Origin of the sequence: Bradyrhizobium sp. HKCCYLS3077 (assembly GCF_051167555.1) — a bacterium.
GTDB lineage: Bacteria > Pseudomonadota > Alphaproteobacteria > Rhizobiales > Xanthobacteraceae > Bradyrhizobium.
In genome coordinates this window covers 22,027-48,375 of sequence record NZ_JBNPTH010000001.1, presented here as the reverse complement: position 1 = coordinate 48,375, position 26,349 = coordinate 22,027, and the positions used below count along the sequence as shown (strand labels likewise).

29 protein-coding genes and 1 tRNA gene are annotated in these 26,349 nt (G+C 66.4%); 14 read left to right on the top strand and 16 right to left on the bottom strand.

Annotated features, from left to right (window positions below):
- Positions 1 to 65: 65 nt before the first annotated feature.
- Positions 66 to 482, bottom strand: a complete 417-nt coding sequence (locus tag ACQR0Z_RS00245) for a YkvA family protein (protein ID WP_434857900.1) — start codon at positions 480 to 482, stop codon at positions 66 to 68.
- 101 nt (positions 483 to 583) lie between these two features.
- Entirely contained in the window at positions 584 to 886 is a 303-nt protein-coding gene (locus ACQR0Z_RS00240) for a 4a-hydroxytetrahydrobiopterin dehydratase (protein ID WP_434917319.1), read from the bottom strand.
- 366 nt (positions 887 to 1,252) lie between these two features.
- Here ACQR0Z_RS00240 and ACQR0Z_RS00235 point away from each other — a divergent pair, with 366 nt between their 5' ends.
- Together ACQR0Z_RS00235 and ACQR0Z_RS00230 are read left to right on the top strand one after the other, a co-directional pair.
- Positions 1,253 to 2,611, top strand: a complete 1,359-nt coding sequence (locus tag ACQR0Z_RS00235) for a TAXI family TRAP transporter solute-binding subunit (protein WP_434857898.1) — start codon at positions 1,253 to 1,255, stop codon at positions 2,609 to 2,611.
- 127 nt (positions 2,612 to 2,738) lie between these two features.
- Complete coding sequence (locus ACQR0Z_RS00230; protein WP_434917318.1) at positions 2,739 to 4,313, top strand: alkaline phosphatase D family protein; 1,575 nt, start codon at positions 2,739 to 2,741, stop codon at positions 4,311 to 4,313.
- A gap of 22 nt (positions 4,314 to 4,335) precedes the next feature.
- Here the strand turns inward: ACQR0Z_RS00230 and ACQR0Z_RS00225 are convergent, their stop codons facing one another.
- Positions 4,336 to 4,710 (bottom strand): response regulator, encoded by a 375-nt coding sequence (locus ACQR0Z_RS00225; RefSeq protein WP_434857896.1) that lies wholly within the window; start codon positions 4,708 to 4,710, stop codon positions 4,336 to 4,338.
- A 165-nt stretch (positions 4,711 to 4,875) separates the two neighbouring features.
- Here ACQR0Z_RS00225 and ACQR0Z_RS00220 point away from each other — a divergent pair, with 165 nt between their 5' ends.
- The 9 genes from ACQR0Z_RS00220 (at position 4,876) to ACQR0Z_RS00180 (ending at position 12,941) form a co-directional block, all read left to right on the top strand.
- Positions 4,876 to 5,637, top strand: coding sequence for a Crp/Fnr family transcriptional regulator (locus ACQR0Z_RS00220; RefSeq protein WP_434877711.1), 762 nt, complete (start codon positions 4,876 to 4,878; stop codon positions 5,635 to 5,637).
- Positions 5,638 to 5,722: 85 nt separating this feature from the next.
- Entirely contained in the window at positions 5,723 to 6,442 is a 720-nt protein-coding gene (locus ACQR0Z_RS00215; protein WP_434917317.1) for a prolipoprotein diacylglyceryl transferase, read from the top strand.
- Positions 6,423 to 7,835 (top strand): radical SAM protein, encoded by a 1,413-nt coding sequence (locus tag ACQR0Z_RS00210; RefSeq protein WP_434917316.1) that lies wholly within the window; start codon positions 6,423 to 6,425, stop codon positions 7,833 to 7,835. Before ACQR0Z_RS00215 ends, ACQR0Z_RS00210 begins: the two co-directional genes overlap by 20 nt.
- Before the next feature lie 46 nt (positions 7,836 to 7,881).
- Complete coding sequence (locus ACQR0Z_RS00205; protein WP_434877709.1) at positions 7,882 to 8,130, top strand: hypothetical protein; 249 nt, start codon at positions 7,882 to 7,884, stop codon at positions 8,128 to 8,130.
- Between the two features lie 59 nt (positions 8,131 to 8,189).
- Positions 8,190 to 8,354, top strand: coding sequence for a hypothetical protein (locus ACQR0Z_RS00200; protein WP_434917315.1), 165 nt, complete (start codon positions 8,190 to 8,192; stop codon positions 8,352 to 8,354).
- Positions 8,347 to 8,616, top strand: coding sequence for a hypothetical protein (locus ACQR0Z_RS00195; RefSeq protein ID WP_434857890.1), 270 nt, complete (start codon positions 8,347 to 8,349; stop codon positions 8,614 to 8,616). Before ACQR0Z_RS00200 ends, ACQR0Z_RS00195 begins: the two co-directional genes overlap by 8 nt.
- Positions 8,617 to 8,626: 10 nt before the next feature.
- Complete coding sequence (locus tag ACQR0Z_RS00190; RefSeq protein WP_434917314.1) at positions 8,627 to 9,394, top strand: hypothetical protein; 768 nt, start codon at positions 8,627 to 8,629, stop codon at positions 9,392 to 9,394.
- Positions 9,395 to 9,619: 225 nt separating this feature from the next.
- Positions 9,620 to 11,446, top strand: coding sequence for a translational GTPase TypA (gene typA, locus ACQR0Z_RS00185; protein WP_434857888.1), 1,827 nt, complete (start codon positions 9,620 to 9,622; stop codon positions 11,444 to 11,446).
- Between the two features lie 247 nt (positions 11,447 to 11,693).
- A complete protein-coding gene (locus tag ACQR0Z_RS00180; protein ID WP_434917313.1) occupies positions 11,694 to 12,941 on the top strand; it encodes a flavin monoamine oxidase family protein in 1,248 nt (415 codons plus the stop codon).
- Positions 12,942 to 13,202: 261 nt separating this feature from the next.
- Here the strand turns inward: ACQR0Z_RS00180 and ACQR0Z_RS00175 are convergent, their stop codons facing one another.
- From ACQR0Z_RS00175 to ACQR0Z_RS00150, 6 genes are all read right to left on the bottom strand, one after another.
- Positions 13,203 to 14,090, bottom strand: coding sequence for a LysR substrate-binding domain-containing protein (locus ACQR0Z_RS00175; protein WP_434917312.1), 888 nt, complete (start codon positions 14,088 to 14,090; stop codon positions 13,203 to 13,205).
- Between the two features lie 8 nt (positions 14,091 to 14,098).
- Positions 14,099 to 15,073, bottom strand: coding sequence for a YeiH family protein (locus tag ACQR0Z_RS00170; protein ID WP_434917988.1), 975 nt, complete (start codon positions 15,071 to 15,073; stop codon positions 14,099 to 14,101).
- 219 nt (positions 15,074 to 15,292) lie between these two features.
- Positions 15,293 to 15,703, bottom strand: coding sequence for a thiol-disulfide oxidoreductase DCC family protein (locus ACQR0Z_RS00165; protein WP_434857885.1), 411 nt, complete (start codon positions 15,701 to 15,703; stop codon positions 15,293 to 15,295).
- Positions 15,703 to 17,031 (bottom strand): SDR family oxidoreductase, encoded by a 1,329-nt coding sequence (locus ACQR0Z_RS00160; RefSeq protein WP_434917311.1) that lies wholly within the window; start codon positions 17,029 to 17,031, stop codon positions 15,703 to 15,705. The genes ACQR0Z_RS00165 and ACQR0Z_RS00160 overlap by 1 nt, the downstream gene beginning before the upstream one ends.
- A 10-nt stretch (positions 17,032 to 17,041) precedes the next feature.
- Complete coding sequence (locus ACQR0Z_RS00155; RefSeq protein WP_434858288.1) at positions 17,042 to 17,509, bottom strand: DUF2269 family protein; 468 nt, start codon at positions 17,507 to 17,509, stop codon at positions 17,042 to 17,044.
- Positions 17,510 to 17,519: 10 nt separating this feature from the next.
- Positions 17,520 to 18,428, bottom strand: a complete 909-nt coding sequence (locus ACQR0Z_RS00150; RefSeq protein WP_434917987.1) for a dienelactone hydrolase family protein — start codon at positions 18,426 to 18,428, stop codon at positions 17,520 to 17,522.
- Positions 18,429 to 18,669: 241 nt separating this feature from the next.
- On the opposite strand from ACQR0Z_RS00150, the gene ACQR0Z_RS00145 reads away from it, so the two are divergent.
- Together ACQR0Z_RS00145 and ppa are read left to right on the top strand one after the other, a co-directional pair.
- A complete protein-coding gene (locus ACQR0Z_RS00145; RefSeq protein ID WP_006611902.1) occupies positions 18,670 to 19,179 on the top strand; it encodes a GNAT family N-acetyltransferase in 510 nt (169 codons plus the stop codon).
- A gap of 203 nt (positions 19,180 to 19,382) precedes the next feature.
- Positions 19,383 to 19,919 (top strand): inorganic diphosphatase, encoded by a 537-nt coding sequence (gene ppa, locus ACQR0Z_RS00140; protein ID WP_434917310.1) that lies wholly within the window; start codon positions 19,383 to 19,385, stop codon positions 19,917 to 19,919.
- A gap of 140 nt (positions 19,920 to 20,059) precedes the next feature.
- Here ppa and folD read toward each other — a convergent pair whose 3' ends face one another.
- From folD to ACQR0Z_RS00125, 3 genes are all read right to left on the bottom strand, one after another.
- The gene (gene folD, locus ACQR0Z_RS00135; RefSeq protein ID WP_434917309.1) at positions 20,060 to 20,944 is read right to left on the bottom strand and encodes a bifunctional methylenetetrahydrofolate dehydrogenase/methenyltetrahydrofolate cyclohydrolase FolD; all 885 of its coding nucleotides are present in this window, start codon (positions 20,942 to 20,944) and stop codon (positions 20,060 to 20,062) included.
- A 275-nt stretch (positions 20,945 to 21,219) separates the two neighbouring features.
- Positions 21,220 to 21,549, bottom strand: coding sequence for a DUF167 domain-containing protein (locus tag ACQR0Z_RS00130; protein ID WP_434917308.1), 330 nt, complete (start codon positions 21,547 to 21,549; stop codon positions 21,220 to 21,222).
- 14 nt (positions 21,550 to 21,563) lie between these two features.
- A complete protein-coding gene (locus ACQR0Z_RS00125) occupies positions 21,564 to 21,854 on the bottom strand; it encodes a YggT family protein (protein ID WP_011923523.1) in 291 nt (96 codons plus the stop codon).
- A 242-nt stretch (positions 21,855 to 22,096) separates the two neighbouring features.
- On the opposite strand from ACQR0Z_RS00125, the gene ACQR0Z_RS00120 reads away from it, so the two are divergent.
- A tRNA-Ala gene (locus tag ACQR0Z_RS00120) sits at positions 22,097 to 22,172 on the top strand.
- A 126-nt stretch (positions 22,173 to 22,298) separates the two neighbouring features.
- Here the strand turns inward: ACQR0Z_RS00120 and ACQR0Z_RS00115 are convergent.
- The 4 genes from ACQR0Z_RS00115 to ACQR0Z_RS00100 form a co-directional block, all read right to left on the bottom strand.
- Positions 22,299 to 23,108, bottom strand: a complete 810-nt coding sequence (locus ACQR0Z_RS00115; RefSeq protein WP_434877699.1) for a glutamine amidotransferase — start codon at positions 23,106 to 23,108, stop codon at positions 22,299 to 22,301.
- 254 nt (positions 23,109 to 23,362) lie between these two features.
- Positions 23,363 to 24,142: an SDR family NAD(P)-dependent oxidoreductase gene (locus ACQR0Z_RS00110; RefSeq protein WP_434857879.1), complete on the bottom strand. Its 780-nt coding sequence runs from the start codon at positions 24,140 to 24,142 to the stop codon at positions 23,363 to 23,365.
- A gap of 211 nt (positions 24,143 to 24,353) precedes the next feature.
- A complete protein-coding gene (locus ACQR0Z_RS00105; protein WP_434857878.1) occupies positions 24,354 to 24,821 on the bottom strand; it encodes a TerB family tellurite resistance protein in 468 nt (155 codons plus the stop codon).
- 119 nt (positions 24,822 to 24,940) lie between these two features.
- Positions 24,941 to 26,347 carry an adenylate/guanylate cyclase domain-containing protein gene (locus tag ACQR0Z_RS00100; RefSeq protein ID WP_434877698.1) on the bottom strand — a complete coding sequence of 469 codons (1,407 nt, stop codon included), beginning with the start codon at positions 26,345 to 26,347 and terminating at the stop codon, positions 24,941 to 24,943.
- Positions 26,348 to 26,349 lie beyond the last annotated feature (2 nt).

Sequence of the window (26,349 nt, the reverse complement as noted above, 5' to 3'; positions counted from 1 at the left end):
AGCCCCGCTCGGATGTCCGAGCGGGGCTTTTGGTCTCCTGGGCATGCCGCCTGACGTGGCCACCCTCAGTCGCGATGATCGTCATCCGCCGAATCTTTCGCGGACCTGTCCGATGCGAGTCGCGCGAGCATGGCGCGGGCGGCGGCATGATGATCGGGCGTGATGTTCGAGGTCACCATGCGGATCGCCGTGGCGAGCACCGCCGCGTCGTCGGTGAAGCCGAGGATCGGCAGCACGTCCGGAACGAAGTCGAACGGCAGCACGAAATAGGCGATCGCGCCGAGCAGGGACACCTGCACGTGCCGCGGCGTCTCCTTGTCGAAAGCGCAGTAGTAGGCCGCGAGCAGCTCCTCGGCGAACGGGAGCCGCGCGACGACCTTCTTGAACTTCACCCAGAAACGACGGCGAAGCGTCTCGCGATCCTGCGCCAGCCGCTCCGCCGGCTCGAAGCCGACGCTGTAGTCGGCCGAATCCGACACCATGTCCGATCTCCGGTTCCGAGGCTGCGCGGTGGCGCAGCCGTCGCGCCGACATGTGGGGATGGCGATCTCTGCTGCAAGACGTCGCTGGGCAGCGATCTCGTTCAGTCGCCGATCTCGCTTGCGATCGCGTTCATTGCGGTGGCAAGCGCGATGTCGCGGGCGGTCACGCCTCCGGCGTCGTGGGTGGCAAGCACCACCTCGACCGTGCGGTAGACGTTGCGCCATTCGGGATGATGGTCCTGCTTCTCGGCGATCAATGCGACCCGCGTCATGAAGCCGAATGCCGCGTTGAAGTCCTTGAAGGTGAAGGTGCGGGTGATGGCGTCGCGGCCGTTCAGCTCGGACCAGCCGGAAAGCTCGCGCAAGGTATGGGCGCGTGCGTCCCCTGAAAGTGGTTGGGCCATCTTGATGTCCTCCTCTCGTCCTCTTCCTCGCACAGATCGATCCGTCCGGATCTCTACGGTCATCGCGCCGGTCCGGATCACGCGCCCCGATCCTCTCGGGCCGGTGACTGGAAACCGCTTCCCCGTCAGAGCCTTGTCACAGCAGCGCCGCCGGATCGCCGTCTCGCCATGGTTGTCTGCCCGAGCACTCGTGCCACGGTAACCATGACGCAGATGTCACCCCGGGCGGACAAGAAATTTGCTACAGTTCGGCATTATCGGAGGTCGAGGCCGGACGAAGCCGCCCCTGGCGTCGTTCCCCGGCTCGAGGTGACCGGAGGAACGGACCTGGCAGACACCCAGACCACGCCAGCACAGCGCTCCCAGATGCGCCCTGCCGTGTTCATCGTCATCGCCGGGATCCTCGCGATCGTCGGCGCTCTGGCGGGTGCGTACTATTTTGCCATGCGGCCGGTCGTGCTCAAGATCGCGGTCGGTCCGCCGAACAGTGACGATCTCAAGGTCGTCCAGGCCCTCACCCAGGCGTTCTCGCAGAACCACGCCTATGTCCGGCTCCGCCCGGTGCCGACGGAAGGCGCCGGCGAGAGTGCGCAGGCGCTGGCTGCCGGCAAGGTCGACCTCGCGATCGTGCGCGGCGATCTCGAGGTGCCGAAGAACGCGCAGGCGGTCGCCACCCTGCGCAAGAACGTGGCCGTGCTCTGGGTGCCGCCGGCCGGCAAGGGCAAGGGCCGCAAGAGCGGCGCCAAGATCACCAAGATTTCCCAGCTCGCCGGCCACAAGGTCGGCATCATCGGCCGCACCCCGGCCAACGCCAACCTGCTGAAGGTGATCCTGCACCAGTATGGCGTCGATGCCGGCAAGGTCGAGATCGTGCAATTCCCGATCACCGAGGCCGCCGAAGCCGTCCGCAACCAGAAGGCGGACGTCTATCTCGCCGCCGGGCCGATCAACAGCAAGATCACCGCCGATGCGATCGCGGCCGCCACCAAGGACGGCGGCACGCCGACCTTCCTGGCGATCGATTCGGCCGAGGCCATCGCGCAGAACCATCCGGAGTACGAGGCCGCCGAGATTCCCTCGGGCGCGTTCGGCGGCTCGCCTGACCGTCCGGAAGACGAAGTCAAGACGATCAGCTTCAACCACCACATTGTTGCTCGCAAGGGTCTCGCCGATTCCACCGTCTCGGCCTTTACACATCAGTTGTTCTCGGCCCGCCAGCAGCTGCTGTCGGAATTCCCGCTCACCGCCAAGATCGAAACGCCCGACACCGACAAGGACGCCGCGATTCCCGCTCATCCCGGTGCCGCCGCATTCGTCGACGGCGAGGAGAAGACCTTCCTCGACCGCTACAGCGACTACATCTGGTGGAGCCTGATGGCGCTGTCTGCGATGGGCTCGGCCGGCGCCTGGTTCGCGGGCTATCTCAAGCGCGACGAGCGCACCATCAATACCTCGCTGCGCGACCGGCTGCTGGAGATGATCACGATCGCACGCAAGAGCGATTCGACCGAGGAGCTCGACCAGCTCCAGGCCGAGGCCGACGAGATCCTGCGCAACACGCTGACCTGCTTCGAGGACGGCGCGATCGAGCACGCCGCGCTGACCGCGTTCAACATCGCGCTCGAGCAGTTCCACAACGCGGTGGCCGACCGCAAGCTGATCCTGATGAGCATGCCGGCCAACCTGCAGCGGACCAGCGCTCAGCTCCGCGCCGCCGGGACGTGAGCCGGCGCCACGCCTGCCGCGTGCGTCTCGACCAGCCGTGTAATTGCAGCGTCATCAATCTTTCCTAGGTCTGCCGGCCATGGCGCTGCGCGTCCTCTTTCGCGCGCGAGCCGATCAGGAGATTCCCATGACCGCTCATCTTGTCCGCCCGCCGTCGCTTCGTCTGTCGCGCCGCCGCTTCCTCTCGACGGCCGCTGCCGCCGGCGTCACGACGCTTGCGACCCCCTATCTCAGCCGCGCGGCCGACCGGCCGCAGATCACCCATGGCGTGCAGTCCGGCGATGTCAGCATGGACGGCGGCGTGGTGTGGGCGCGTGCCGACCGGCCGTCGCAGATGCTGGTCGAGGTCGCGACCACCGAATCGTTCAAGGACGCCCGCGCGCTGCCGCCGATCGCGGTGCTGCCGGAGAGCGACTTCACCGCCAAGATGCTGATCGACAATCTGCCGAGCGGCCAGGACATCTTCTACCGCGTCAAATTCCGCGACCTCTCCCACACCGCCGTCGAGAGCGAGCCAATGGTCGGCCGCTTCCGCACCGCGCCAGGCAACAAACGCGACGTGTCGTTCGTCTGGGGCGGCGACGTTGCCGGCCAGGGCTGGGGCATCAATCCCGACGATGGCGGCATGTTCACCTTCGCGACGATGAAGAAGCATCGTCCGGATTTCTTCCTGCATTCCGGCGACACCATCTATGCCGATGGTCCGATCAAGTCCGAAGTCAAGCTGCCGGACAACAAGGTCTGGAAGAACCTCACCGTGGAGGAGAAGGCCAAGGTCGCCGAGACGCTCGACGAATTCCGGGCCGCTCACAAGTACAATTTCCTCGACGAGAACGTGCGGGCCTTCAATGCCGAGGTGCCCATCTTCGTGCAGTGGGACGATCACGAGGTGACCAACAACTGGTCGGCCTCCAAGGACCTGCCGGCGGCCTACAAGGAGCGCAACATCCAGCTGCTCGCGGCGCGCGCCGCGCGGGCCTTCCACGAAATGTATCCGATGCGCGAGAGCATCGTTGAGCCGGGCCGGGTGTATCGCACGATCAAATACGGCCCGCATCTCGATGTGTTCGTGCTCGACGAGCGCAGCTATCGCGGTGCCAACGGTCCGAACCTCGAGGACAGCTATGGCCCGTCGTCCTACTTCATCGGGCCGGAGCAGATGCGCTGGCTGAAGCGGGCGCTGCTGAATTCGCGCGCGACCTGGAAGGTGATCGCCTCCGACATGCCGCTCAGCCTTATCGTCTATGATGACGCGGCCAACAAGAAGGGCTCCGAGGCGATTGCGCAGGGCGACGGTCCGGCGCGCGGCCGCGAGCTGGAGATCGCCGAGATCCTGCGCTTCATCAAGACGGCGCCGATCCAGAATACCGTATGGCTGACGGCCGACGTGCACTACGCCGCCGCGCACTACTACGATCCCAACAAGGCGCAATTCCAGGACTTCGAGCCGTTCTGGGAGTTCGTCTCGGGTCCGCTGCATGCCGGCACGTTCGGTCCGAACGAGCTCGACAACACCTTCGGCCCCGAGGTGCGCTTCATCAAGGCGCCCGGTCTCGACAAGCAGAACCTGCCGCCGTCGGCCGGCATGCAGTTCTTCGGTCACGTCAAGATCGACGGGGCGAGCGGCCAGATGACCGTGACCCTGCGCGACCGTGCCGACGTTGCGCTGTGGTCGACCACGCTCGATCCGAAGCTGGGCTGACGGCGTTTCGCTGCGGCGACGACTAGTCGCGTCGCCGCAGCACGACCTCCAGGGCATCGGTCGGGCAGGGCTTCGGCAAGCGCGGCCGGTCGGAAAACGCTGTGGGCACGCCGTCGGCGCCGTAGCCGGTCGAAAATGCGAAGGGGATGCCGAGCGTGCTGAGACGCTCGGCGATTGCAAAGCTCTTTTCGCGCACCAGGCCGACATCGAGCAGCGCGAACTCCGGCGCCCGCTCCTCGATCATGGCGAGCGCCGTGGCGACGTTCGCCGCGATCCTGACCTCGGCCACACCGAGATCAGTGATGGTGTCTTCCAAGCCGAGCGCAATGATCGGGTCGTCCTCGACGACCAGCACATGCTGATAGAGCTCGGGCACGCTGGGTTGCGAGCGGGTCATGTGATCTGCGGGTTCCAAGGTGAAACTGGCTCCCGCAGCCGGCGCCTCATCGCAAGCACGCTGGCGGGTCCTGGAACCGAAGCCATCATATCGGAGTTCCTGTGTCTGTGCACTTGTGAACACAAGAAGCACAGATCACGCACATGCGTAACGCGGGGGATTTCGATGCCGACCCAGACTGTGACGACACTTGCGCGTGAGCGACCCTACAACAATCTGCTGCGCCGGTTGAGTCCGCCGGATTATGCCCTGATCGCGCCCTACCTGGTCGAGGACCAGGCGATGCCGAGCGAACTGCTGTATCGCCCCGGCGACGACGTGCAGATCGTGCATTTTCCCTGCGGCCCGGCGCTGACATCCTACCTGGTTCCCAACGAGGACGGTCGCGACGTCGAGACCATTCTGGTCGGCCGCGAGGGCGCGGTCGGCGGCATCGTCAGCGAGGGTTTCCTGCCGGCCTATACGCGGATCGTAGTCAAGTTCGGCGGCCCGTTCGTCCGCTTGCCCCTGTCACGCCTCGCCGCGGCCAAGCTGCAATCGAAGACGCTGCGCAACGTATTCGCGCGCTATGCCGATTGCATGCTGGCGCAGATGTTCCAGTCGACCGCCTGCAACGCCATCCACTCGATCGAGCAGCGCACGGCGAAATGGATCGTGGCGGCGATGGACCGCACCGATGGCGAGCCGATCGTGCCGCTGACGCATGAGCAACTCGCGACCTTGCTCGGCGTTGGCCGCTCCTATGTCAGCCGTGTCGTCCAGACCTTCCGCGCCGAGGGCATTCTCGAAACCAGGCGCGGCGCCTTCATGGTGCGGGATTTCGATGCCTTGAAGCAGCGCTCCTGCCTGTGCAACGAGGCGGTGAAGACCCATTTCGAGGAGGTCCTGCGCGGCGTCTATCCGACCGAGCAGGCGGCCACCGGCTGATATCAACCGAGGCTGAGACGAACACGTCATTGCCTTCGGCGCCGGGACCTTGCCATAGTCCGGATGCAACCGGACTATGGGAGTCATGGACGGCGCCTTTCTTCATGCGATCTTCGACGTCGCCGCCTGGCTCAGCGCGGCCGCTGCCGGCTGGTGGCTCGCGCGAGGGGCGCGCGTCAGCTTTCCGAAGCAGTCGACCGAATGGCCCTATGTCGCCGCGCTCGTGTTCGGCGCCGGGCTGAGCGCCTATCTGTTCGGGACCTTGAACCTGTGGCTGTCCGGCATGACCGGGCTGGCGCGCTCGGTCGAAGGCGCGCTCGCCGGCGGCATCGTGGCGGTCGAGCTCTACAAATGGCGGCACGGCATTGCCCTGCGCACCGGTGCGCGCTTCGCGCTGCCGCTGGCGGTCGGCATCGCGGTCGGCCGTATCGGCTGCTACGTGGCAGGGCTCGATGATTTCACCTATGGCACGCCGACGTCCCTGCCTTGGGGCCACGATTTTGGCGACGGCGTTCTGCGTCATCCGGTGCAGCTTTATGAGAGTCTGGCGATGGCGGCCTTCGCGGCGCTCTACATCATCGCGGTCTTCAGGCGGAGCGGCTCCATCATCGCCAACGGCTTCTATCTCGCGCTGCTTGTCTACGGCCTGCAGCGCTTCGCTTGGGAATTCCTCAAGCCCTACGGGCCGGTGATCGGCCCGCTCACCCTGTTTCATCTGCTGTCGCTCGCGATCGCCGCCTACGCCGCGGTCATGCTGGCGACCGCGCCGCAACCGAAGGCCCTGCATGAACGCGCCGCTGCGTAAGTCTCGCCCCTATGTGTTCTGGGGGCAGACGCAATCCCTGTGCGAGACCTGCCTCGAACTGGTGCCGACCAAGATCCAGATCCTCGACAACGAGGTCTGGTACGAGAAGCGCTGCAAGCAGCACGGCGTGCAGTCGACCCTGGTCTCCGACGATGCCGCCTATTGGCGGCGCTGCAAGTCCTTCATCAAGCCGGGTGACACGCCGCTCAGCTTCCAGCGCCGCACCGAATATGGCTGCCCCTATGATTGCGGCCTGTGTCCCGATCACGAGCAGCATTCCTGCCTGGCGCTCATCGAGATCACCGATCACTGCAACCTGACCTGCCCGGTGTGCTTCGCCGAGTCCTCGCCGCAGCGCGCGCATTTCACGCCGCTGGCGACCGTCGAGCGGATGCTGGATGCGCTGGTGAAGAGCGAGGGCGAGCCGGACCTGGTGCAGATCTCCGGTGGCGAGCCGACCTTGCATCCCCAGTTCTTCGACATCCTCGCCGCGGTGCGTGCGCGCCCGATCCGCCACGTCATGATCAACACCAACGGCCTGCGCATCGCGCGCGAGCCGGAGTTCGTGGCGAAGCTCGCGGAAAACAAGCGCGGGCTCGAGGTCTATCTGCAGTTCGATTCGCTGTCGCGCGCCGGCCTCACCAACATCCGCGGCGCCGATCTGCGCCGCATCCGCCAGCAGGCGCTGGAGAACCTCGAGCGCGCGGGCCTCTCGACGACATTGGTCGCGACCATCAAGCGCGGCGTCAACGACGACGAGATCGGCGACATCGTCCGCCACGCGCTGGAATGGACATGCGTGCGCGGCGTGACGTTGCAGCCGGTGCAGGACGCCGGCCGCAACGCCGATTTCAACAAGGACACCGACCGCATCATGCTGTCGGAAATCCGCCGCCGCGTGATCGAGACCGGCGTGTTCGGCGATGATGACATGATCCCGTTGCCCTGCAATCCCGAGAGCATCTCGATCGGCTATGGCCTGCGCAACGGCACCACCGTGCTGCCGCTGACGTCGATGGTGCCGGAAGAGGAATTGCTGTCGGTGATGCCGAACACGATCAGCCCCGAGAAATACCCGGTCCTGCGCGACAAATTCGTCGAGCTGTTCTCGCTGTCGTCGGGGCCGCTGAACACCGGCGAGCGCGTCGCCGAATTCCTCTGCTGCCTGCCGTCCGTCCAGGTGCCCGACAATCTCGGCTATGAGCACGTCTTCCGCGTCACCATCGTGCAGTTTCTCGACCGCTTCAATTTCTGCGTCGGCAACGTCAAGCGCTCCTGCATCCACTTCGTCACCGAGCGCGGCGAGATCATCCCGTTCGACACCTACAACCTGTTCTACCGCAACGGCGCCATCGACGGCATCCGCGCGCGAATGGGGAAGGGGCCGATATGAACAAAGCGCCCATCCGTGTCGTTCGGCCGCTTCAAGCGTGGTCGCCATGACGGAACGCCCGATTCTTCCCCCCGAGCTCCCGCCGCAGCAGCAACGCTCGGGTTGTCTTGCTGCGCTTGGGATCATTGCCGGCCTGATCCTGCTGTTTCCGATGGCCTGCGTCCTCGTCATCTTCCCCAATCAGATCACGCGCAATGATCTGGTCGATCCGATCGGACTGCTGTTCATCGGCGCTGCGCTCGCCGGCGTCGTGCTCATTGTTCTCGCCGTCAGGCGGGGGCGGGGGCCTGCATGACATCGCCTGCGCCGCCGTCGGCTGCGCGTGGCTGCGTCACGGCGGTGGCGTCCATCCTGATGCTGCTGATCGGGCTGGTGCTGCTCGCGCCCGGATTGCTATGCTTGATCACTGAGCGGAATCTTCCGGGCCTGCTTGCCGCGCTTGCGCTCGGTGCCGTGATGCTCGGCTTGTTTCTGGTCTTTGCCGCGATTCGCCTGATGATGCCGCGCCGCCATGGATGATGATCCCTTCCACCGCCGTCCGCCGCTGTCGCCCTTCCTGGAGGAGGTGGGTCGGGCGCGGGAGCCCGCCGGCCTGGCGGCGACGGTCGGAGCGATCCTCGGCGGCCTTGCCCTGATGTTTCCGTTTGGCTGCGTGATGGCGCTGATGCGCCGCGAGTGGAATGAGTTCGGCGGCCTGTTCGGCCCCGGGGTGATCCTGGCCGGCATGGCCGTCGCGGGACTGGTGATGATCGTGCTGGCGGTGCGCCGCCGCTGGGGCTGAGTCCGGTCAGATGACCTCACCCGACCGTCCTGGCTCGGAGACTCGCGCTATCCCGCCGCTGCCGAAGGAGCGCTGGAAGGGCCCGCCCGGCGGCATTCCGGACGATGAGCGGCCGCGCGGCAAAGGCTGCCTCACCCCGCTGATCATGGTCGGGAGCCTCGGCTTGATGGCTTGGGGGCTGTACGCGGCCATCTACCTCGCCCTCGTGCCGAGATGGACGATGGGCGGCTATTTCGGGTTCTTCCTGGCGGGTCTTGCTGCGGTGGCGCTCGGTGCATGCTTCATCGGCTACGGCCGCGGCCGTCGGCCACCCAGGCCGCGGACCTTCGTCGCGTCGGTGGCGCGAGAGGGGCTGACCGCGCTGCTCGGGTTCATCGGACTGTTGCTCCTCTTGCCGGGGCTCTGCTCGCTGCTGTTCGGTTCATCTGCGCTCAGCTTGCCTGAAGGCGGCGACATGGCATCGCAAGGCATGATCCTCACCGGCTTGCTGGCCGGTGCGGCCGGCATCACATTGATCACCTGGGACAGTATTCCCTCTGGCGCCGCCGGACTGGTCCTGGCAACCGGCCTCCTGCTCCTGATCCCCGGCGCGTATGCCGTCCTGTACGGTTTCAGCCGCCTCTATTGGATCAACCATCTGCAGTCTCCCCTGCTGCCGATCGGGCTCCCCGCCGGGGTGATCGGAATGCTCTATTTCCGGGCGGCCCGGCAGCGCATGCGGGACGGAGCGTCCGTCGATCCTCCGGCCGACCCGCCCGGATCCGCTCCTCATTCCTGAAAGCAGTCATTGTTTTTTGGCATTTTCTGCCTATATTGCGCCGCAACGCGCGAGGTCTGCCCGGTCGATTGGCCGGGTTTCCTATTTGGGGCTGCCGGCCCCTTCCGCCGAACGAGTTTCGCGAGCGCGCGTCGCAAAGCTAACAGCTTGATTCGACTATCATAAAGCGCGCGCCCCGCCGGGGACAGAGCACGGGCTCTTGAGAAAGCTTAGAAGACACCGACCATGAACCTCCGCAACATCGCCATCATCGCCCACGTCGACCACGGCAAGACCACCCTGGTCGACAAGCTCCTGCAGCAGTCCGGTACCTATCGCGAGAACCAGCGCACGGTTGAGCGCGCGATGGATTCCAACGACCTGGAGCGCGAGCGCGGCATCACCATTCTGGCCAAGTGCACCTCGGTGCAGTGGCAGGACACCCAGATCAACATCGTCGACACCCCCGGCCACGCCGATTTCGGCGGTGAGGTCGAGCGCATCCTGTCGATGGTCGACGGCGTGATCGTGCTGGTCGACGCCGCCGAAGGGCCGATGCCGCAGACCAAATTCGTGGTCGGCAAGGCGCTCAAGCTCGGCCTGAAGCCGATCGTCGCGATCAACAAGGTCGACCGCCCGGACGCCCGCATCACCGAGGTCGTCAACGAGGTGTTCGACCTGTTCGCCGCGCTCGACGCCACCGACGAGCAGCTCGATTTCCCGATCCTGTACGGCTCGGGCAAGAACGGCTGGATGGCGACCTCGCCCGACGGCTCGCATGAGGACGGCATGAAGCCGCTGTTCGATCTCGTGCTCAAGCACGTGGCGCCGCCGGTGGTCGAGGAAGGCCCGTTCCGGCTGCTCGGCACCATCATCGAGGCCAACAACTATCTCGGCCGCATCATCACCGGCCGCATCGCGTCGGGCTCGGTGAAGCCGAACCAGGCCGTGAAGGTGCTGTCGCGCGACGGCAAGCTGATCGAGACCGGCCGCATCACCAAGATCCTCGCGTTCCGCGGCCTCGAGCGCCAGCCGCTCGACTTCGCCGAGGCCGGCGACATCGTCGCCATCGCGGGTCTGACCAAGGGCACCGTCGCCGACACCTTCTGCGATCCTTCGGTCGAGACCCCGCTGCAGGCGCAGCCGATCGATCCGCCGACGGTGTCGATGTCGTTCATCGTCAACAACTCGCCGCTGGCTGGCACCGAAGGCGACAAGGTCACCAGCCGCCTGATCCGCGACCGCTTGCTGCGCGAGGCCGAGGGCAACGTCGCGCTGCGCGTGGTCGAGTCCCAGGACAAGGACGCGATGGAAGTGTCCGGCCGCGGCGAATTGCAGCTCGCGATCCTGATCGAGACCATGCGCCGCGAGGGCTTTGAGCTCTCGGTGTCGCGTCCCCGCGTCGTGTTCGAGAAGGACCCGGCCACCGGCCAGACCCTGGAGCCGATCGAGGAAGTCGTGATCGACGTCGACGAGGAGCATTCCGGCGTCGTCGTGCAGAAGATGAGCGAGCGCAAGGCCGAGCTGATCGAGATGCGCCCGTCAGGTGGCAACCGCCTGCGCCTGGTGTTCTACGCCCCGACCCGCGGCCTGATCGGCTACCAGGGCGAGCTCATGACCGACACCAAGGGCACGGCGATCATGAACCGCCTGTTCCACAACTACATGCCCTACAAGGGCGCGATCCAGGGCCGCCGCAACGGCGTCCTGATCTCGAACGACCAGGGCGAGGCCGTGGCCTACGCCATGTTCAAGCTGGAGGACCGCGGCCCGATGATGATCGAGCCCGGCTGGAAGGTCTACAAGGGCATGATCGTCGGCGAGCACACCCGCGACAACGATCTTGAGATCAACGTGCTGAAGGGCAAGCAGCTCACCAACATCCGCACCACCTCGAAGGACGAGGCCGTCCGCCTGACGCCGCCGATCCGGATGACCCTGGAGAAGGCGCTCGCCTATATCGAGGACGACGAGCTGGTGGAGATCACCCCGAAGTCGATCCGGCTGCGCAAGAAGCACCTCGATCCGAACGAGCGCAAGCGCGCCGAGAAGCAGAAGGAAGCGGTGGCGTAAGCCACTCGACCGCTTCAGTGGGGCAGGGCGTGGTGGCGCAACATCCGCTCTCGTCATGCCTCGCTTGTCGAGCGCAGTGTCTCGACATCCTCCGCCGTCATGCCCCGCGCAGGCGGGGCATCCAGTACGCCGCGGCCCCTCGGGGTCACACGCCCGTCTCGGCGTACTGGATCACCCGCTTTCGCGGGTGATGACAGCAGTGGTGAGGTGATAGCCGGGCCTCCATCGTAGGAGCCGCAGCCGCCTCATGAGCAGCCTCCCATCCTCCATCGACATCGCCATCATCGGCGCCGGCGCGGCCGGCCTCGGCGCCGCGCATGCGCTGCGCGACAAGGGCGTCTCCTTCATCGTGCTCGAAGCGCGCGGCCGCATCGGCGGCCGGGCGCACACGATCATGGCGTCGCCCGACGTCACCTTTGACCTCGGCTGCGGCTGGCTGCATTCGGCCGACCGCAACTCCTTCGTCGCCATCGCCGAGCGGCTCGCTTTCACCATCGACAAATCCCGTCCGCCCTGGCGCGACCAGGCCTATGAGGCGGCGTTCCCGCGTGCCGAGCGCGACGATTTCCTCGGCGCGCTGGAGGCCTTCTTCACGCGCACGGCGGAGGCTGCCGCAAGCGGCCGCGACGCGCCCGCGAGCATCTGCCTGGAGCCCGGCCATCGCTGGAACGGCATGATCGATGCGATCTGCACCTATCTCAACGGCTGCGAGCTCGACCAGATGTCGCTGCTCGATTTCGAGGCCTATGAGGATACCGAGCTCAACTGGCGCATCCGCCGCGGCTATGGCGCGCTGGTCTCGGCCTATGGGGCCGGCCTGCCGATCGCGCTGAACTGCCAGGTGACGCTGATCGATCACAGCGACAGGCGCATCCGGCTTACGACCTCACAGGGCACGCTGACCGCCGACAAGGTCATCATCACCGTGCCGACCAATCTCATCGCCGACGAAGCGCTCCGCTTCACGCCGGCGCTGCCGGCGAAGGTCGAAGCCGCCGCCGGCCTGCCGCTCGGCCTCGACAACAAGGTGACGCTGGCGCTCGACGGCTGGGATCACCTGCCGAAGGATTCCGGCATGCGCGGCCGCAGCCACTCCGCGCGCGTCGGCAGCTTTCAGCTCCGCCCCTTCGGCCAGCCCTGTATCGAAGGGTTTTACGGCGGCAGCTTCGCGCGCGAGATCGAGGCGGCGGGCGAGGGCGCATTGGCTGCGCAGGCGATCGACGACGTCGCAGCCCTGCTCGGCAACGATGTCCGCAAGAGCCTGCGTCCGCTGGCCGAGTCGCGCTGGGGTGCCGACCCATTCGCGCGCGGCGCCTATTCGCACGCCCTCCCCGGCCACGCCGACAAACGCGCGGTGTTGGCCGTACCGGTCGACAATCGGCTGTTCTTCGCCGGTGAGGCCACGCCGCCGGATTTCTTCTCGACGGCCCATGGCGCGCGCGACAGCGGCGAGCGGGCGGCGAAGGAAGCGCTGAAGGCGCTCGCCTGGCGCTGATGGGTCTGCCGTCATTCCGGGGCAGCCGCGTTCAGCGGCTGAACCCGGAATCCCGAGGTGAGGCGGTTGAGCTGTGGCTACAAACAATTCGGCTAATTAGTTTACTCCGTCATGCCCGGGCTTGTCCCGGGCATCCACGTCGTTCCAAGCATGCCGGACGACGTGGATAGCCGGGACAAGCCCGGCCATGACGATGTGGTGGGAGACGAGCACAAAACTACGACCGTCAAATCCGATAGTCCTGCGGAATGCCTGCCCAAACTAGCTCTGGCTCTCCGCCACCATCCGCAGAAACTCCCGCGCCGCCTGCGTCTGGTGATGCTCCTTGTGCCGCAGGCTGTAGAAGTGCCGCTTGGGCAGGTCGAGATGGGCCACCGCCAGCAGCCCCGCCTTGACCGCGCGCATCACTACCAGCCGTGACAGCACCGTGACGCCGGCGCCGGCCTCGACGGCGCCGCGCACGGCCTCATTCGACGGCAGGTCGAACGCGACATCGAGCTCGTCCATGCGAATGCCGAACCGTCCGACCGCCGCTTCGAGCACGGCGCGTGTGCCAGAGCCCTGCTCGCGCAACACCCAGCGCGCCGCCTTCAGATCCGCGGCCTTCACCGACGCGCCCCGGCACAGCGGATGATCGACCGGCCCGACCAGCACCATCTCGTCGTCCGCCACCGGCTGCGCCGCGAGCACGGGATCGTCGATATCGCCCTCGACGAAGCCGAGGTCGGCCGAGCCCTCGCGCACCCGCTCCGCCACCTGCTCGGTATTGCCGATCGACAGCTCCAGCGTGATCGCCGGATGCGCGGCGTTGAAACGATGAATGAAAGCCGGCAGCCAATAGCCGGAGATGGTCTGGCTCGCCGCCAGCGCCAGCCGACCGCGTTTCAGGCCGGCGAGATCGTCGAGCACGGTCTCGGCCGCGGCGGCGCGCGCGAGCACCGCCTTGGCCTCGACCAGAAACGCGCGGCCGGCCGCCGTGAGCACGATGCGGCGGCCGACACGATCGAACAGTTTCGTCTGGTAGCGCGCTTCGAGCGCGGCGACCGCCGCCGATGTCGCCGACTGCGTCAAATTGAGCTCGCGCGCCGCTTGGGTGACGTGCTCGCGGGTGGCGACCGCAACGAAGATCCGGAGCTGCTCGAGCGTCACGTGCTCTCCTATGTCGCCAGCTTCACCAGAGCGAGGCTGAAGCTCGCGATGAACAGGAAGGCCGCGAAGCCGAGCGCCGCCGGCCGCAGGCCCTTGGCCTTCAGCTTGGCGAAATCCGTCTCCAGCCCCATCGCGGCCAGCGCCATCGACAGCAGGAAGGTCGTCGCAGTCACGATGATCGTCTTCGCCTCGGCAGGCACCGTGATGACGCTGTTGATACCGATCATCGCGATGAAGCCGAGCACGAACCAGGGCAGCTGCGGTTGCGCGCTGGCGTGACCGTGTCCGCCATGGCGGGCGCGGCGCGTCGCCAGCAGGCCAAGCGTGAGCACGACGGGCGCCAGCAGCATCACCCGCGCCAGCTTGGCGATGGTGCCGAACTCGCCGGCCTGCTGTCCCCCCTGGAACGCGGCCGCGACCACCTGGGCGATCTCATGGATCGAGGCGCCGCTCCACAGCCCGAAGGCGTGGGCATCGAGATGCAGAAGGGCGGGCAGCAGGGGATAGGCGATCATCGCGATCGAGCCGAACACGGTCACGCAGGCCACCGCATAGGCGACGTCCTCGTCATGCGCGCGCGTCACGGTGTTGGTCGCGATCACCGCAGACGCCCCGCAGATCGAGGTGCCCGCCGCGATCAGCTCGGCCAGCTTGCGATCGACGCCGAGAAGCCGGCCCATCCACACCGTGAACAGGAACGTGCCGGTCAGGCTCAATGCGATCACGAACAATCCGCGCGCGCCGACTTCGACGACCTGGGCCGCCGTGAGCTGCAGCCCGAGCAGGATGATCGCGACCCGCAGCACCCGGCGCATGGCGAAGGCGACGCCGGGCTTGGCCCGCACCGGCGTGCCGACCACATTATGCAGCGCCATGCCGGCCACGATCGCGAGGATCATCGGGCTGAACACGCCTAGGCCCGGCAGTTCGCGCAGCCCGAAGGCGCCCGCCGCGATCGCGGCGGACAGCGCGAGGCCCGGCAGCAACGGCGCCAGGCGCGACGGTGAGGGGACGCGCGTGTCTCGATGTTGGGCGATGTCGGGCGCATCGGCGGTCAGATCGTTCGGGTGGGTAGCCATGAAAAAACTCTCCAAACCTGGGGTTTGAGAGAGAATTTCATGCTTAAATCAATCGATCCAACGGATTATATCGGACATTATGATCGATTCAATCGATTGGTTGGGCCGTCTGCGCCAGCAATCCTAATCCTCCAGGACGCGCCGACGCAGCGTGGCGTCCGGCACGAAGCAGGAATCGTATTTGCCGAAAATGCGGTAGCGATTGCGGGCGACCACGCTGTAGAGCGCGTCGCGCAACGGCTTCGGCACGGCGAACAGCGCACGGGTCCAGCCCCAGCCCGGGAGGTTGGAGAGCACGGTGAGCGCCGCATCGGATTTCAGATGCGCACGTCCGCCGTGCACGACCGCGTTGGTGTCCGGCTCCTTCGGATCGATGCCGAAGGCTTGCGCGAGCCTCGTGCCATAGGGCGATTGGATCGGCGTGAAGCGGAAGCGCTTGGCGCTGTCGCGCGCGATCACGAACCGGACCCAGCGCGAGCAGAACACGCAGACGCCGTCATAGAGAATCACATCGTCATCGGGCCAGTCGGTCATCAGCGATTGTCCATCATCAAGAGCGCGACCAGCATCAGCACGATCGCAGGTGCGGTCTTCACCAATGCGCCGAGCGGCTCGAGCCAGAGGTCGGGCGTCAGCACCGCGCATCCCAGCATGTAGCCGAGCGAGACGACGATTCCGGCAACGAGGCCGAAAGCCGCCGTTTTGCGGAATGCGATCAACATACCGACGGAGATGTCCATCATGCTGGTGATGGCCGCGAACGGAATCGCAAATCCCTCCGGCCAGCCGCGCGTGGTCAGGATCGCGGTGGTCGCCGGGAACGAGATGAACAGCGCGATGCTGCCGGAGGCGATCCAGAACAGCACGAGGCTCGCGATCATCAGGGCCTTGATCAGGAACAGCCGCGCGAACCATTTGTCCTGAATGGACGCGCCCTGCGCGCCGACGGCTTCGCTGAGGCTGACCGGCGTGATCCCAGTGGCCGCCATCCATGGCGCAGGATCGCCGCGCACGCCGCGGCGCAGCTCGGCGATGGCCGTGCGGCGCATCGGCGGCATCCAGCCCAGCCGGCTGGAGAGGTCGCCCGCGAGCGCGCCGAGATCAACCAGCGGCGCGGGCACGGCGAGGCGCGGCCAATCCGTGGTGCCGAAGCTGCGCCGGAACGCGGCGATCACGTCACCCAGCGTCACCGCCTCCGGCTGCATCAGATCCCAGCTCACCGCTTGCGTCGCGTCCTCATCGATCGGCCGCGTGGCGAGCCAGGCGATGGTCGCGGCGATATCCGCAACTGCCACCGGCTGGAACGGCGTCGCCGCGTCCTTGACCGGCAGATCAATCGGAAACGCCGCGAGCGCGCGCAGCATCGCACTGCCGCCATAGGCCGAGGGTGCGATCACGAAGCCCGGGCGCAGGATCGCATGCGGAATGCCTGAAGACGCGATCAGCCGTTCGGCCTCGCGCTTGGTGGTGGCGAAGGCGGTGAGATCCTCGTCCGCCGTGCCCGGGATCGAGATATGAACGAACCGCACGCGGCGGCCGCTGGCCGGGATCGCGGCGAGCAGGCGCGCCACGAACTCGCGATGCACGGCCGTGGTGTCGCTGCCGGGACCATCCTGCAGCACGCCGAGACAATTGACGACGACATCGATTTGATGCGCGCGCATGAGGCCCGCCAAGGCGGAGGCATCGAGCGCCATGATCGGCAGCTCGATGTCCAGCGAGGATACCCGTTGCGAGGCCGAGAATGCCCGCGCGACGCCGACTGTGGTCAAGCCGCGCCGGCGCAAGTCATCCGTGACGAAGCGGCCGATCAGCCCGGAAGCGCCGAGCACGAGGACGCGCGAGGTCGGAGCAGCGATCATGCAAAACCTGTTAGTACGGCTTGGCGATCATCAGCCAGAGAATGGCCATGACCGAGCCGAAGCCGGGGATGCCGCACAGGAACCAGCGGCGGAAGACGGTGAAATAGCGCGGCGGCAGCTCTTGCGCACGGCTGTCGGCGGCGCGCGCGAGGTCGCGGAGCTCGATCTGCATGAAGATCACGGGCACCCAGAACAGGCCGGCGACGGCGTACAGCACGAGCGAGGTGAGCAGCCAACCCTCCGTCACGGCCGTCGACGACAGCCACATCAAGGTGCCACCAGTGACCGGCTGCAGCAGCACCGCCGACAGCGTGAAGATCATGTCCGCGATCACGACGACACCGGCCGTCCGTGCGATGAACGCGGCTTCGCCGCTCAGATGCGCCATCAGCATGAAGAATGCGATCCCCGTGCCGGTTCCGAGAATCACGATGGCGCCGAGCACGTGCAGATATTTAACCAGGAAATACAGCGTCATCATGGTCCTGTTAGTTCGCCGATCCCGACTTGGCCGGGCGCGGCGCCGGCGGCCGGACGAGCGCTGAGGCCAGCGCGTCCGAGGCGGTCATGATACCGGCGTCCTGTTCGGCCAGCCAATGGCCTTCGTTTCCGAAGGCGGGCAGCAGCTTGAAGTCGACTTGCGCCCCACCCGAGACGAACGCGTCGGCGATCTCACGCGACAACGCCGGCGGAAAGTAGCTGTCATTGGCTGCAACGAGCCATGTGACCCGGAGCTGTGCGTTGTGTCCGAAGGCATGGGCGGCGTCGCGCAGCCGCAACTCGCCGCAGATGCGTCCCGGCACGTCGTCAGCGTGGCCGCCACGGCCAGGTGCGAAGACGACGATCTTCGCGGCGAGGTCCCGCGGCTGACCGGCGAGCGCCAGCGCGCCCCAGCCGCCGGCCGAGTGGCCGACGACGAGCGCGCCACCGTTGGCAACGAACGGCTGCTCGCGCATGAAGACGAGTGCGCGCGAGATCTGCGCGGCGGTCGCCCGTCCGGCTTTCTCGTAGTCCGGATTGGCGCACTCACCCTGGTCTTCAATGTAGGGCCCGCCGGTGCGGCCATGCCCGAGACGCTCCGGCACCAGCACAGCATAGCCGCGCGCCACCAGCTCGCGCGCCAGGGCCGTGTAGTTGGGCTGCGGCATCTGCGCCCGCCGGAGCGCGTTCTGCGTGGAGGCGTGTGCGATCAGAGCCAATGGAAACGGTCCGTCACCGGCGGGCCGGTAGAGCAAGGCGTGCGCCGGAATGTCGGGCGAGGTCGACGGCACCAGCCATTGCTGCCGTCGCGCCGGCTCGCCCTCGGCCGACACCGGTCCGAATCGCTGCGCCGAGGCGTTCGATCCTGTGAGGACGGCGACCGCGAGCAACCATGAGACGCAGCGAAGCAGCACCAGTCAGCCTGACGGGAAGATGTTGAGCCCGAGCCACACTAACCGATGCAGCGTCGCCGTCAGCCGCTGTTTGTCGTGCGTGCTATGAACCTGCGGTGACAGGACACCGCTGTCTCCCAACAATGTTGCGAATTTGTCCCTTTTCGGCACAGGTTTCCGCCACTGTGATGCCGAAAGTCCACAGGTTAACCGATCTTTAACGTGGCACCTTGAAGGCGGACCGCCGACTTGCTTTGATCCCGTCATGAGCACAACCCTGATCGAAGTCCGTCCGGCCAAGGCTGCAGATGCGGCTGCGGTGGCGTCAGCCCATGATGAAGCTTGGCGTTCTGCCTATCAGGGGATCATCCCCGGCGCAGAGCTGGAGAAGCTGATCAACCGGCGCGGTCCCCAGTGGTGGGACAGCGCAATCCGCAAAGGCAGCCGCGTCAGCGTGCTGGTGTTCAACGACAAGGTCGCAGGCTACGCGAATTACGGCCGCAACCGCGCCCGCAGCCTGCACTTCGACGGCGAAGTCTACGAGCTTTATCTGCGACCGGAATTTCAGGGGCTGGGGTTCGGTCGCCGGCTCTTCCAGTCCGCCAAGCGCGATCTCGCGCAGAGCGGACTGAAGAGCATGGTGGTGTGGGCGTTGTCCGACAACGACCCCGCCACCGAGTTTTACCGCGCGTTGGGCGGCCGCATGGTCGCGCGGTCGTCGGAGCGCTTCGGGCCGAAGTCGCTCGACAAGGTCGCCTTCGCTTGGACCAACTGAGCTGGACCAACTGTGGTCCGGCCGGATTGAAGCTCTGGACGCGTTAAGCGTTAACGCGTCGGCGAATTGAACTGAAGGTTTCGGATTGAGCTAGCAGTTGCGCGGCCGCGATTTTTTTGCGACTGCGAATGCGAGCGCTCATCTCCCGAGCGTCTGACCCGCGAGGGTCAAATCCTCAAACGTTCAAGTTCCACGGAGCATCCATGCGCATCGACGCCATCCCGATCGGGAAAGATCCGCCGCGCGAGGTCAATGTCGTCATCGAGGTCCCGGTCGGCGGCGAGCCGATCAAGTACGAGCTCGACAAGGAAGCCGGCACCCTGTTCGTCGACCGCTTCCTCTATACGGCGATGCGCTACCCCGGCAATTACGGCTTCATCCCGCACACGCTGTCGAATGACGGCGACCCCTGCGACGTGCTGGTGGCCAACACCCGCGCGATCGTCCCTGGCGCGGTCATGAGCGTCCGCCCGGTCGGCGTGCTGATCATGGAGGACGAGGCCGGCGGCGACGAGAAGATCATCGCGGTGCCGTCCTCCAAGCTGACGCAGCGCTACGACAAGGTGCGCAGCTACTCGGACCTGCCTGATATCACGCTGCAGCAGATCCAGCACTTCTACGAGCACTACAAGGATCTCGAGCCCGGCAAATGGGTGAAGGTGCTGCGCTGGGGCAATGCCGACGACGCCCACCAGCTGATCAGCGAGGGCATCGCCCGCGCCAAGGCGGCGAAGAAATAACCTCCGGCGCGTTGGCAACAACGCGCACAAGGTCATTCCGGGATGCGCGAAGCGCAGACCCGGAATCTCGAGATTCTCAGGTGCGCGATTGCGCACCTGAGTTCAGCCGCTGCGCGGCTGCCCCGGAATGACGTTGAATACTACACAGCCGGCTTCGGCAGCCCGGCGATCGCGCAAGCCGCGCGCAGCGTGTTCACCAGCAGGCAGGCCACCGTCATCTGGCCGACGCCGCCGGGCACCGGCGTGATCGCGCCGGCCACTTCAGCAACCTCGGCATAGGCGACATCGCCGACCAGCTTCGTCTTTCCTTCCGCGGTCGGGATGCGGTTGATGCCGACGTCGATCACGGTCGCGCCCGGCTTGATCCAGTCGCGCTTCACCATCTCCGGTCGGCCGACCGCCGCATAGACGAGGTCCGCGCGCGCGGTCAGCGCCGGCAGATCGCGCGAGCGCGAATGCGCGATGGTCACGGTCGCGTTCTCGTTTAGAAGCAACTGCACCAGCGGACGTCCCACCAGATTGGAGCGGCCGATCACGATCGCATTCAGGCCTTCGAGCGAGCCGTGCACGGTCTTGCTCAGGATGATGCAGCCGAGCGGCGTGCACGGCGCCAGCGCCGGCTGGCCGCCGGCCAGGCGGCCGGCATTGTGCGGGTGCAGGCCGTCAACGTCCTTGGCCGGATCGATCGCGTTGATCACCACCTCGGTCTCCAGCCCCTTCGGGAGCGGAAGCTGCACCAGGATGCCATGCACCGACGGGTCTTGATTGAGCCTGCCGATCAGCGCCAGCAGCTCCGCCTGGGAGACGTCGGCGGGCAGCTTGTGCTCGAACGACGCCATCCCGGCGGCCTGGGTCTGGGTGTGCTTGCTGCGGACATAGACCTCGGAGGCCGGGTCGTTGCCGACCAGCACAACGGCAAGGCCCGGCGTCAGGCCGTGGTCGCGTTTGATCCGCCCGACCTCGCCCGCGACCTGCGCCCGCAGATCGGCTGCGATGATTTTTCCGTCGATGATGCGTGCGGTCATGTCTGGTCCCCTCGTGTCGTCGATCGTCCGAGTCCTCCGAAGCAAGCTCGCCGGCTCCCACCCTCCCCTGGAGGGGGAGGGTCGCTCGCTCGCGAAGCGGGCGAGCGGGGTGGGGTGATCTTTCCGCCCGCACTGGTGCTCGTGGAGAGATCACCCCACCCCGCCTCACGTTTCGCTTCGCTCTCCGCGAGGCGACCCTCCCCCTCCAGGGGAGGGTGAAGACCGCCGCCGGCGACGCGAAACGCATCGGCTCGCCTGTCTTGCGTCTGCTTCGACTATGTTCCGGTCGGCTTATGGGCTGCGATGAGGTCGCGCAAGGCCTGATCCAGCTTGGACGGCTCGCCGTCGATCGCGACCTGCTTGAGCCGGGCCGTCGCGCCGGAGGTGATTCGCACCGCCTTCTTGGTCACGCCGATCGCCTTGGCCAGAAGCTCGGTCACGGCGCGGTTGGCTTCGCCGCCGTCGGCAATCGCGCGGACCCGGACCTTCAGCACGCTGCGGCCGTCGGACAGCGTCTCGACACCGTCGATCGCGTCGCGGCCGCCGCGCGGTGTCACGCGCAGCGCGACGGTCAGGCCGCCCGCCGCCGTGCGCCAGGGCTCCATCGCGACGACAGCGATCAGAAGACGTTTGGATAGATGTAGTAGGTGATCACGCGCTGGATCAGCATGATGATCAGGATCAGGATGATCGGCGAGATGTCGAGGCCGCCCAGATTGGGCAGCATGCGCCGGATCGGGGCCAGCACCGGCTCGGTGATTCGGTAGAGGAATTCGGCCACCGCGGACACGAACTGATTGCGCGTGTTGACGACGTTGAAGGCGATCAGCCACGACAGGATCGCCGAGGCGATGAGCAGCCAGACATAGAGGTCGAGAACGATCAGAACGATGTCGAGAACGGCACGCATGCGGGTCCACTCGGGGGCGAGGTCGCGGATTCGACCTGGGTTGTGCGGTAGATATCGGTTCCCCCCCGCCCAAACAAGGGAAGCCGGACGTCAAGGCTAACGGGCGATGTGAGCGTTCTTGACTTGACCAGTTCACGGCCTGTAAATGGCGCCCGATCTGCCGGCCGCCTTCCCACTCTCGCGCGGCCGCGTGACCAAGACGTCGGACTGTCCAAAACATCGGACCGTCGAAGTCGTGACTTGGGGCCATAGCTCAGCTGGGAGAGCGCATCGTTCGCAATGATGAGGTCGGCGGTTCGATCCCGCCTGGCTCCACCACGCTTCGCCCTTCGGGCTACGCGTGGCGCAGCCACGCAGTGCCCGAGGGGCGAAGCGTGGTGTCCGGCGTAGCCCTTGGCGAAGCCGGACTGACACCAGTCACCACAATCCGAACGTCTGAAGCCGCTACTCCGCCGCCTCGGCCATCGCCGCGACCGGCTGCCGCTCCAGCCATCCATCCAGGAAGTGCTTCAGCCATACCCGCTCGGCGGCATCGTGCACCGCGCGGCCCTCGAAATGATGGTGGCGCGCGCAGGCGCCGGGCGTGTCGAGCCTTGCATGGCCGCGCGTGGTCCAGCGGCACATCATCGCGTAGGTGACGTCGGGGTGGAACTGCAGCCCGGTGGCGTTCTCGTATTGATAGGCCTGCACCGGAAAGTCGCCGCCCTCGGCCAGGAGGTCGGCGCCGGCGGGCAGGTCAAAACCCTCACGGTGCCAGTGGTAGACATGGTCGGGCCAATGCGGGCAGAGCTTCTTGCCCGCGCGCGTCGGATGGATCGGATAATAGCCGATCTCGGCGCGTCCCTGCGGATGCGGCGCCACCCGGGCGCCGAGCTGCATCGCCAGCATCTGCGCCCCGAGGCAGATGCCGAGGAACGGGCGCTGCTCGCGCAGCGGCACCTCGATCCAGTCGATCTCGCGCCGGACGAAATCGTCGGGATCGTTGGCGCTCATCGGACCGCCGAAAATCACGGCACCGGAATGCCCATCGAGCGTCTCTGGCAGCGGATCGCCGAAGCGCGGCCGACGGATGTCGAGCCGGTAGCCGCGGGCGCGCAGCGCATTGCCGATGCGGCCGGGACTCGAGGTTTCCTGGTGCAGGATGATGAGCACGGGCCGGTGCGGCACAGCCGCCGCGGCCGGCGTCGAGGACAGGGGCCGAACGTCCGCCGTGGCGGTCCCGTTCGAGGAAAGCGAAGGGTCTGGCCTGAGCATCACCTGGCGATCATAGCTAAGCGAAGGTTAACGGTGCGTGAGCAAGTCAACCTCGGAAAGCAAGCACCGGGCCAGCACGGGCCATTTCGGCCGACGCAACGAATCATCTGCGCGACGTTTCGCGATAGTCGAAGACCACTGGCGACGTCGAAAACGCAGAACGAAAAATCTGGTGCGGTTTCAGAGCCGATGCCGCCACGGCGACAACACCGACATCGCACGGCGGAATGTCGGATCCGCCACGCGCAGGCGAATCAACTGCGCTTGAGCTGCAGCCGCCCGACCGCGTCGAGGATGAAGCCGCGCGGGAACCAGCGCAGCAGGAACGGCACGATCTTGATGCCGATCCCCGGCAGCACGACCCGCTTGTCCGCCATCAGGCCGCGATAGCCGGCCTCGGCGACGGCCTTCGGCGAGACGTTGAGGATCACCGAATCGACGCCCGGCTTGAAGCCGGCGCGGTCCTGAAATTCCGACGGCACCGGGCCCGGGCACAGCACGGTGACCCGCACGCCATGCGGCGCCAGCTCCTTGCGCAGCGCCTCGGTGAACGAGATCACATAAGCCTTGGAGGCGTAATAGACGGCCATGCCGGGCCCCGGCAGGAAACCCGCGACCGAGCCCAGGTTGAGGATGCCGCCCTTGTTGCGGATCAGCTGGTCGGAGAAGCGCAGCGACAATTCGGTCAGCGCGCGCACGTTCACCGAGATCATGTCGAGCTGCTCGGTGCGGTCGAGCTGGACGGCCTTGCCGAACAGGCCGAAGCCGGCATTGTTGACGAGATATTCGAGCTCGACGCCGGCGTCAGTCAGCGCCGCCGCGATGGTCGCCCCGGCATTGGGGGAGGTGAGATCGCAGGGGATGACGAGCGGCGCCGGTCCGCCCTTGGCGGTGATCTCGCGGGCGAGCGCGGCGAGGCGGTCCTCGCGCCGGGCGGTCAAGGCAAGCCGGTGACCGTTGGCCGCGAACACGCGTGCCAGCTCGGTTCCGATTCCGGCCGAGGCGCCCGTTACCAGCGTAACCCGTTCACTCACGATTCCCTGCTCTTCGATCACATTCCGAACTTGCTTGGTCGCCGCGGACGAGAGCATAGCCCGGCCGGAACATGCAAGCTGGCCCGAAGCCCGGCTCGGCGCCCGGTTAACGCAATAACATCGGATTCACATAGGTTTACATGAACAAAGGTTGCCCGGAACAAAATTAAAGTTTGTTCATCTGACGGCCACTCGCCGGGCGGGAGCCGGATCAGGCCGGGTTCCCCGCGCGTCGGGAGGCCACCCGGTGCTTGAGGTCGATGCGGTCGGGAGTGGAGATGCCGAGCAGCTCCGAGGCGCGCCAGACCACATTGTCCTCGAACTCCGTCACCTTGCCGTCGGCATAGACCAGCTCCCACATCATCTCGACGATGCGCAGCCGGCCGGCCTCGTCGACCTCGCGCATGATGACGCTGGTGAACCGGTAGAGATCGACCGCGTCGCCCTCGGCCAGCATCGCCTGGGCGATCAGCCGGTCGGCGGAGCCATGGTCGAGGCCGAAGCGCAGCTCGATCAGGCTGTGCAGCTTGCGCTGCTCCGCCGCGCTCGGCTCACCGTCCAGCGAGATTACGTGGATCAGCAGCGCGGTCGCGGCGAGCTGGTAGCCATTGTCGTCGAAGGCCGGCGTCTCCTGCGGCGACACGACGTCGGCGATGAATTGGCGCAATCCCTCGAGCATGGCGTCCTTCGATGTTGGGGCAGGCCGCGGATCGTCCTGCTGACGCCTGTTATATGCAAACGCCGCCGGTCTCGGACAATCCATCCGGGCCCGGCCGCGGCATGACATTTCGGTAAGCGTTACGGTATTTCGTAGACCATCATCCGGTCGGCGATCCCGCGCAGCGCCGCCTGTTTCTGGATGGGGGCGATGTTCGCCGTGCTCAGAATGTCGGCGACGCCAGGGCTCTGGATGACCGGTGCGGTGATGTGGATCTCCTGCGCCGTCGACAGGCTCTGCACCCGCGCGGCGATGTTGACGGTCTGTCCGAAATAGTCCTGACGGTCGTTGAGCATCACCGCCAGGCACGGCCCTTCGTGGATGCCGATCTTCACCACGAGATCCTCGGTGCCGCGCTCGGCATTGAGCCGCTGCATCGCGTGGCGCATCCGCAGGCCCGCGGCCAGCGCATGCTCCGGCTTGATGAAGGTGGCCATGACGGCGTCGCCGATGGTCTTCACGACCGCGCCCTTCTCGGCATTGATGATCTCGAGCAGGATGCGGAAATGCGCGCGCACCAGGTCGAACGCGGCGAGATCGCCGACGCGCTCATACAACGCGGTCGAGCTCTTGAGGTCGGTGAACAGGAAGGTCAGCGAGGTGATCTTCAGCCGCTGGTCGATGTTGAGATTGTCGGCCTTGAACACGTCGCGGAAGGTCTGGTTCGACAGCATCCGCTTGGCGGTGAGGAACGGCTTGCGCCGGCCGATCAGGTGATGCAGCGCATCGGCCGCGACCATGATGGTCGGCAAGGTCCGCACCCGGGCCTTGTTGTCGAGCGCGAGCTGCAGCGGGCCGGGCCGCAGCACCGTGGTCTGCACCGCGCTGTGTCCGCCTTCATACTTGATGGCGAGCTGCTGCACCTCGTCGGTCGGGTCGCCCTGCACGTCGATGAAATGCGCGGCATGCGTGACCGGCTCGAACAGGATGATGAATTGCGGCGGCAGCGTCAGCGTGACGGTGGTGTGGTCGCCGGCCGCGAGCTCGCGCGTGTCGATCACCACCTCGTTTGACAATGCCGCCATCGCGGCGTCGTCGAATTCGACGCCGGAGCTCCAGAACACCTGCTTGAAATAGTCCCAGACCGGCAGCGCATGCGGGTCGTGCGCGGCGATCCGCCTGACGCGCGGGCTCACCGTGAAGGCGGCCTCGACCTGCTGGTCGACGGTCGCCTCATAGCCGCAGGCGCACAGCCCACATTGATACTCGTCCGAGCGGAGTGATTTCAGCGTGCCGTGCGCGTCGAGCACGCCGCCGCAGCCGGGGCACAGCACGTTCCAGGTCAGGTCGAACAGGCCGGCCCGCGCGGCATGGATGAAGCCGGAGATCGCGCGCTCCTCGTCGAGGCCGGTCCGGGCCGCGAAGTCGAGCACGTTGATCCGGTTGAGCTCGTGGTCGGCCCCTTCCGCGATCAGCCGCGCGATCGCGTCCGACACGGCCGGGTCGGCGGCGTCGTGGGAGGCGGAAAACGGCATGGCCGCGGTCATGG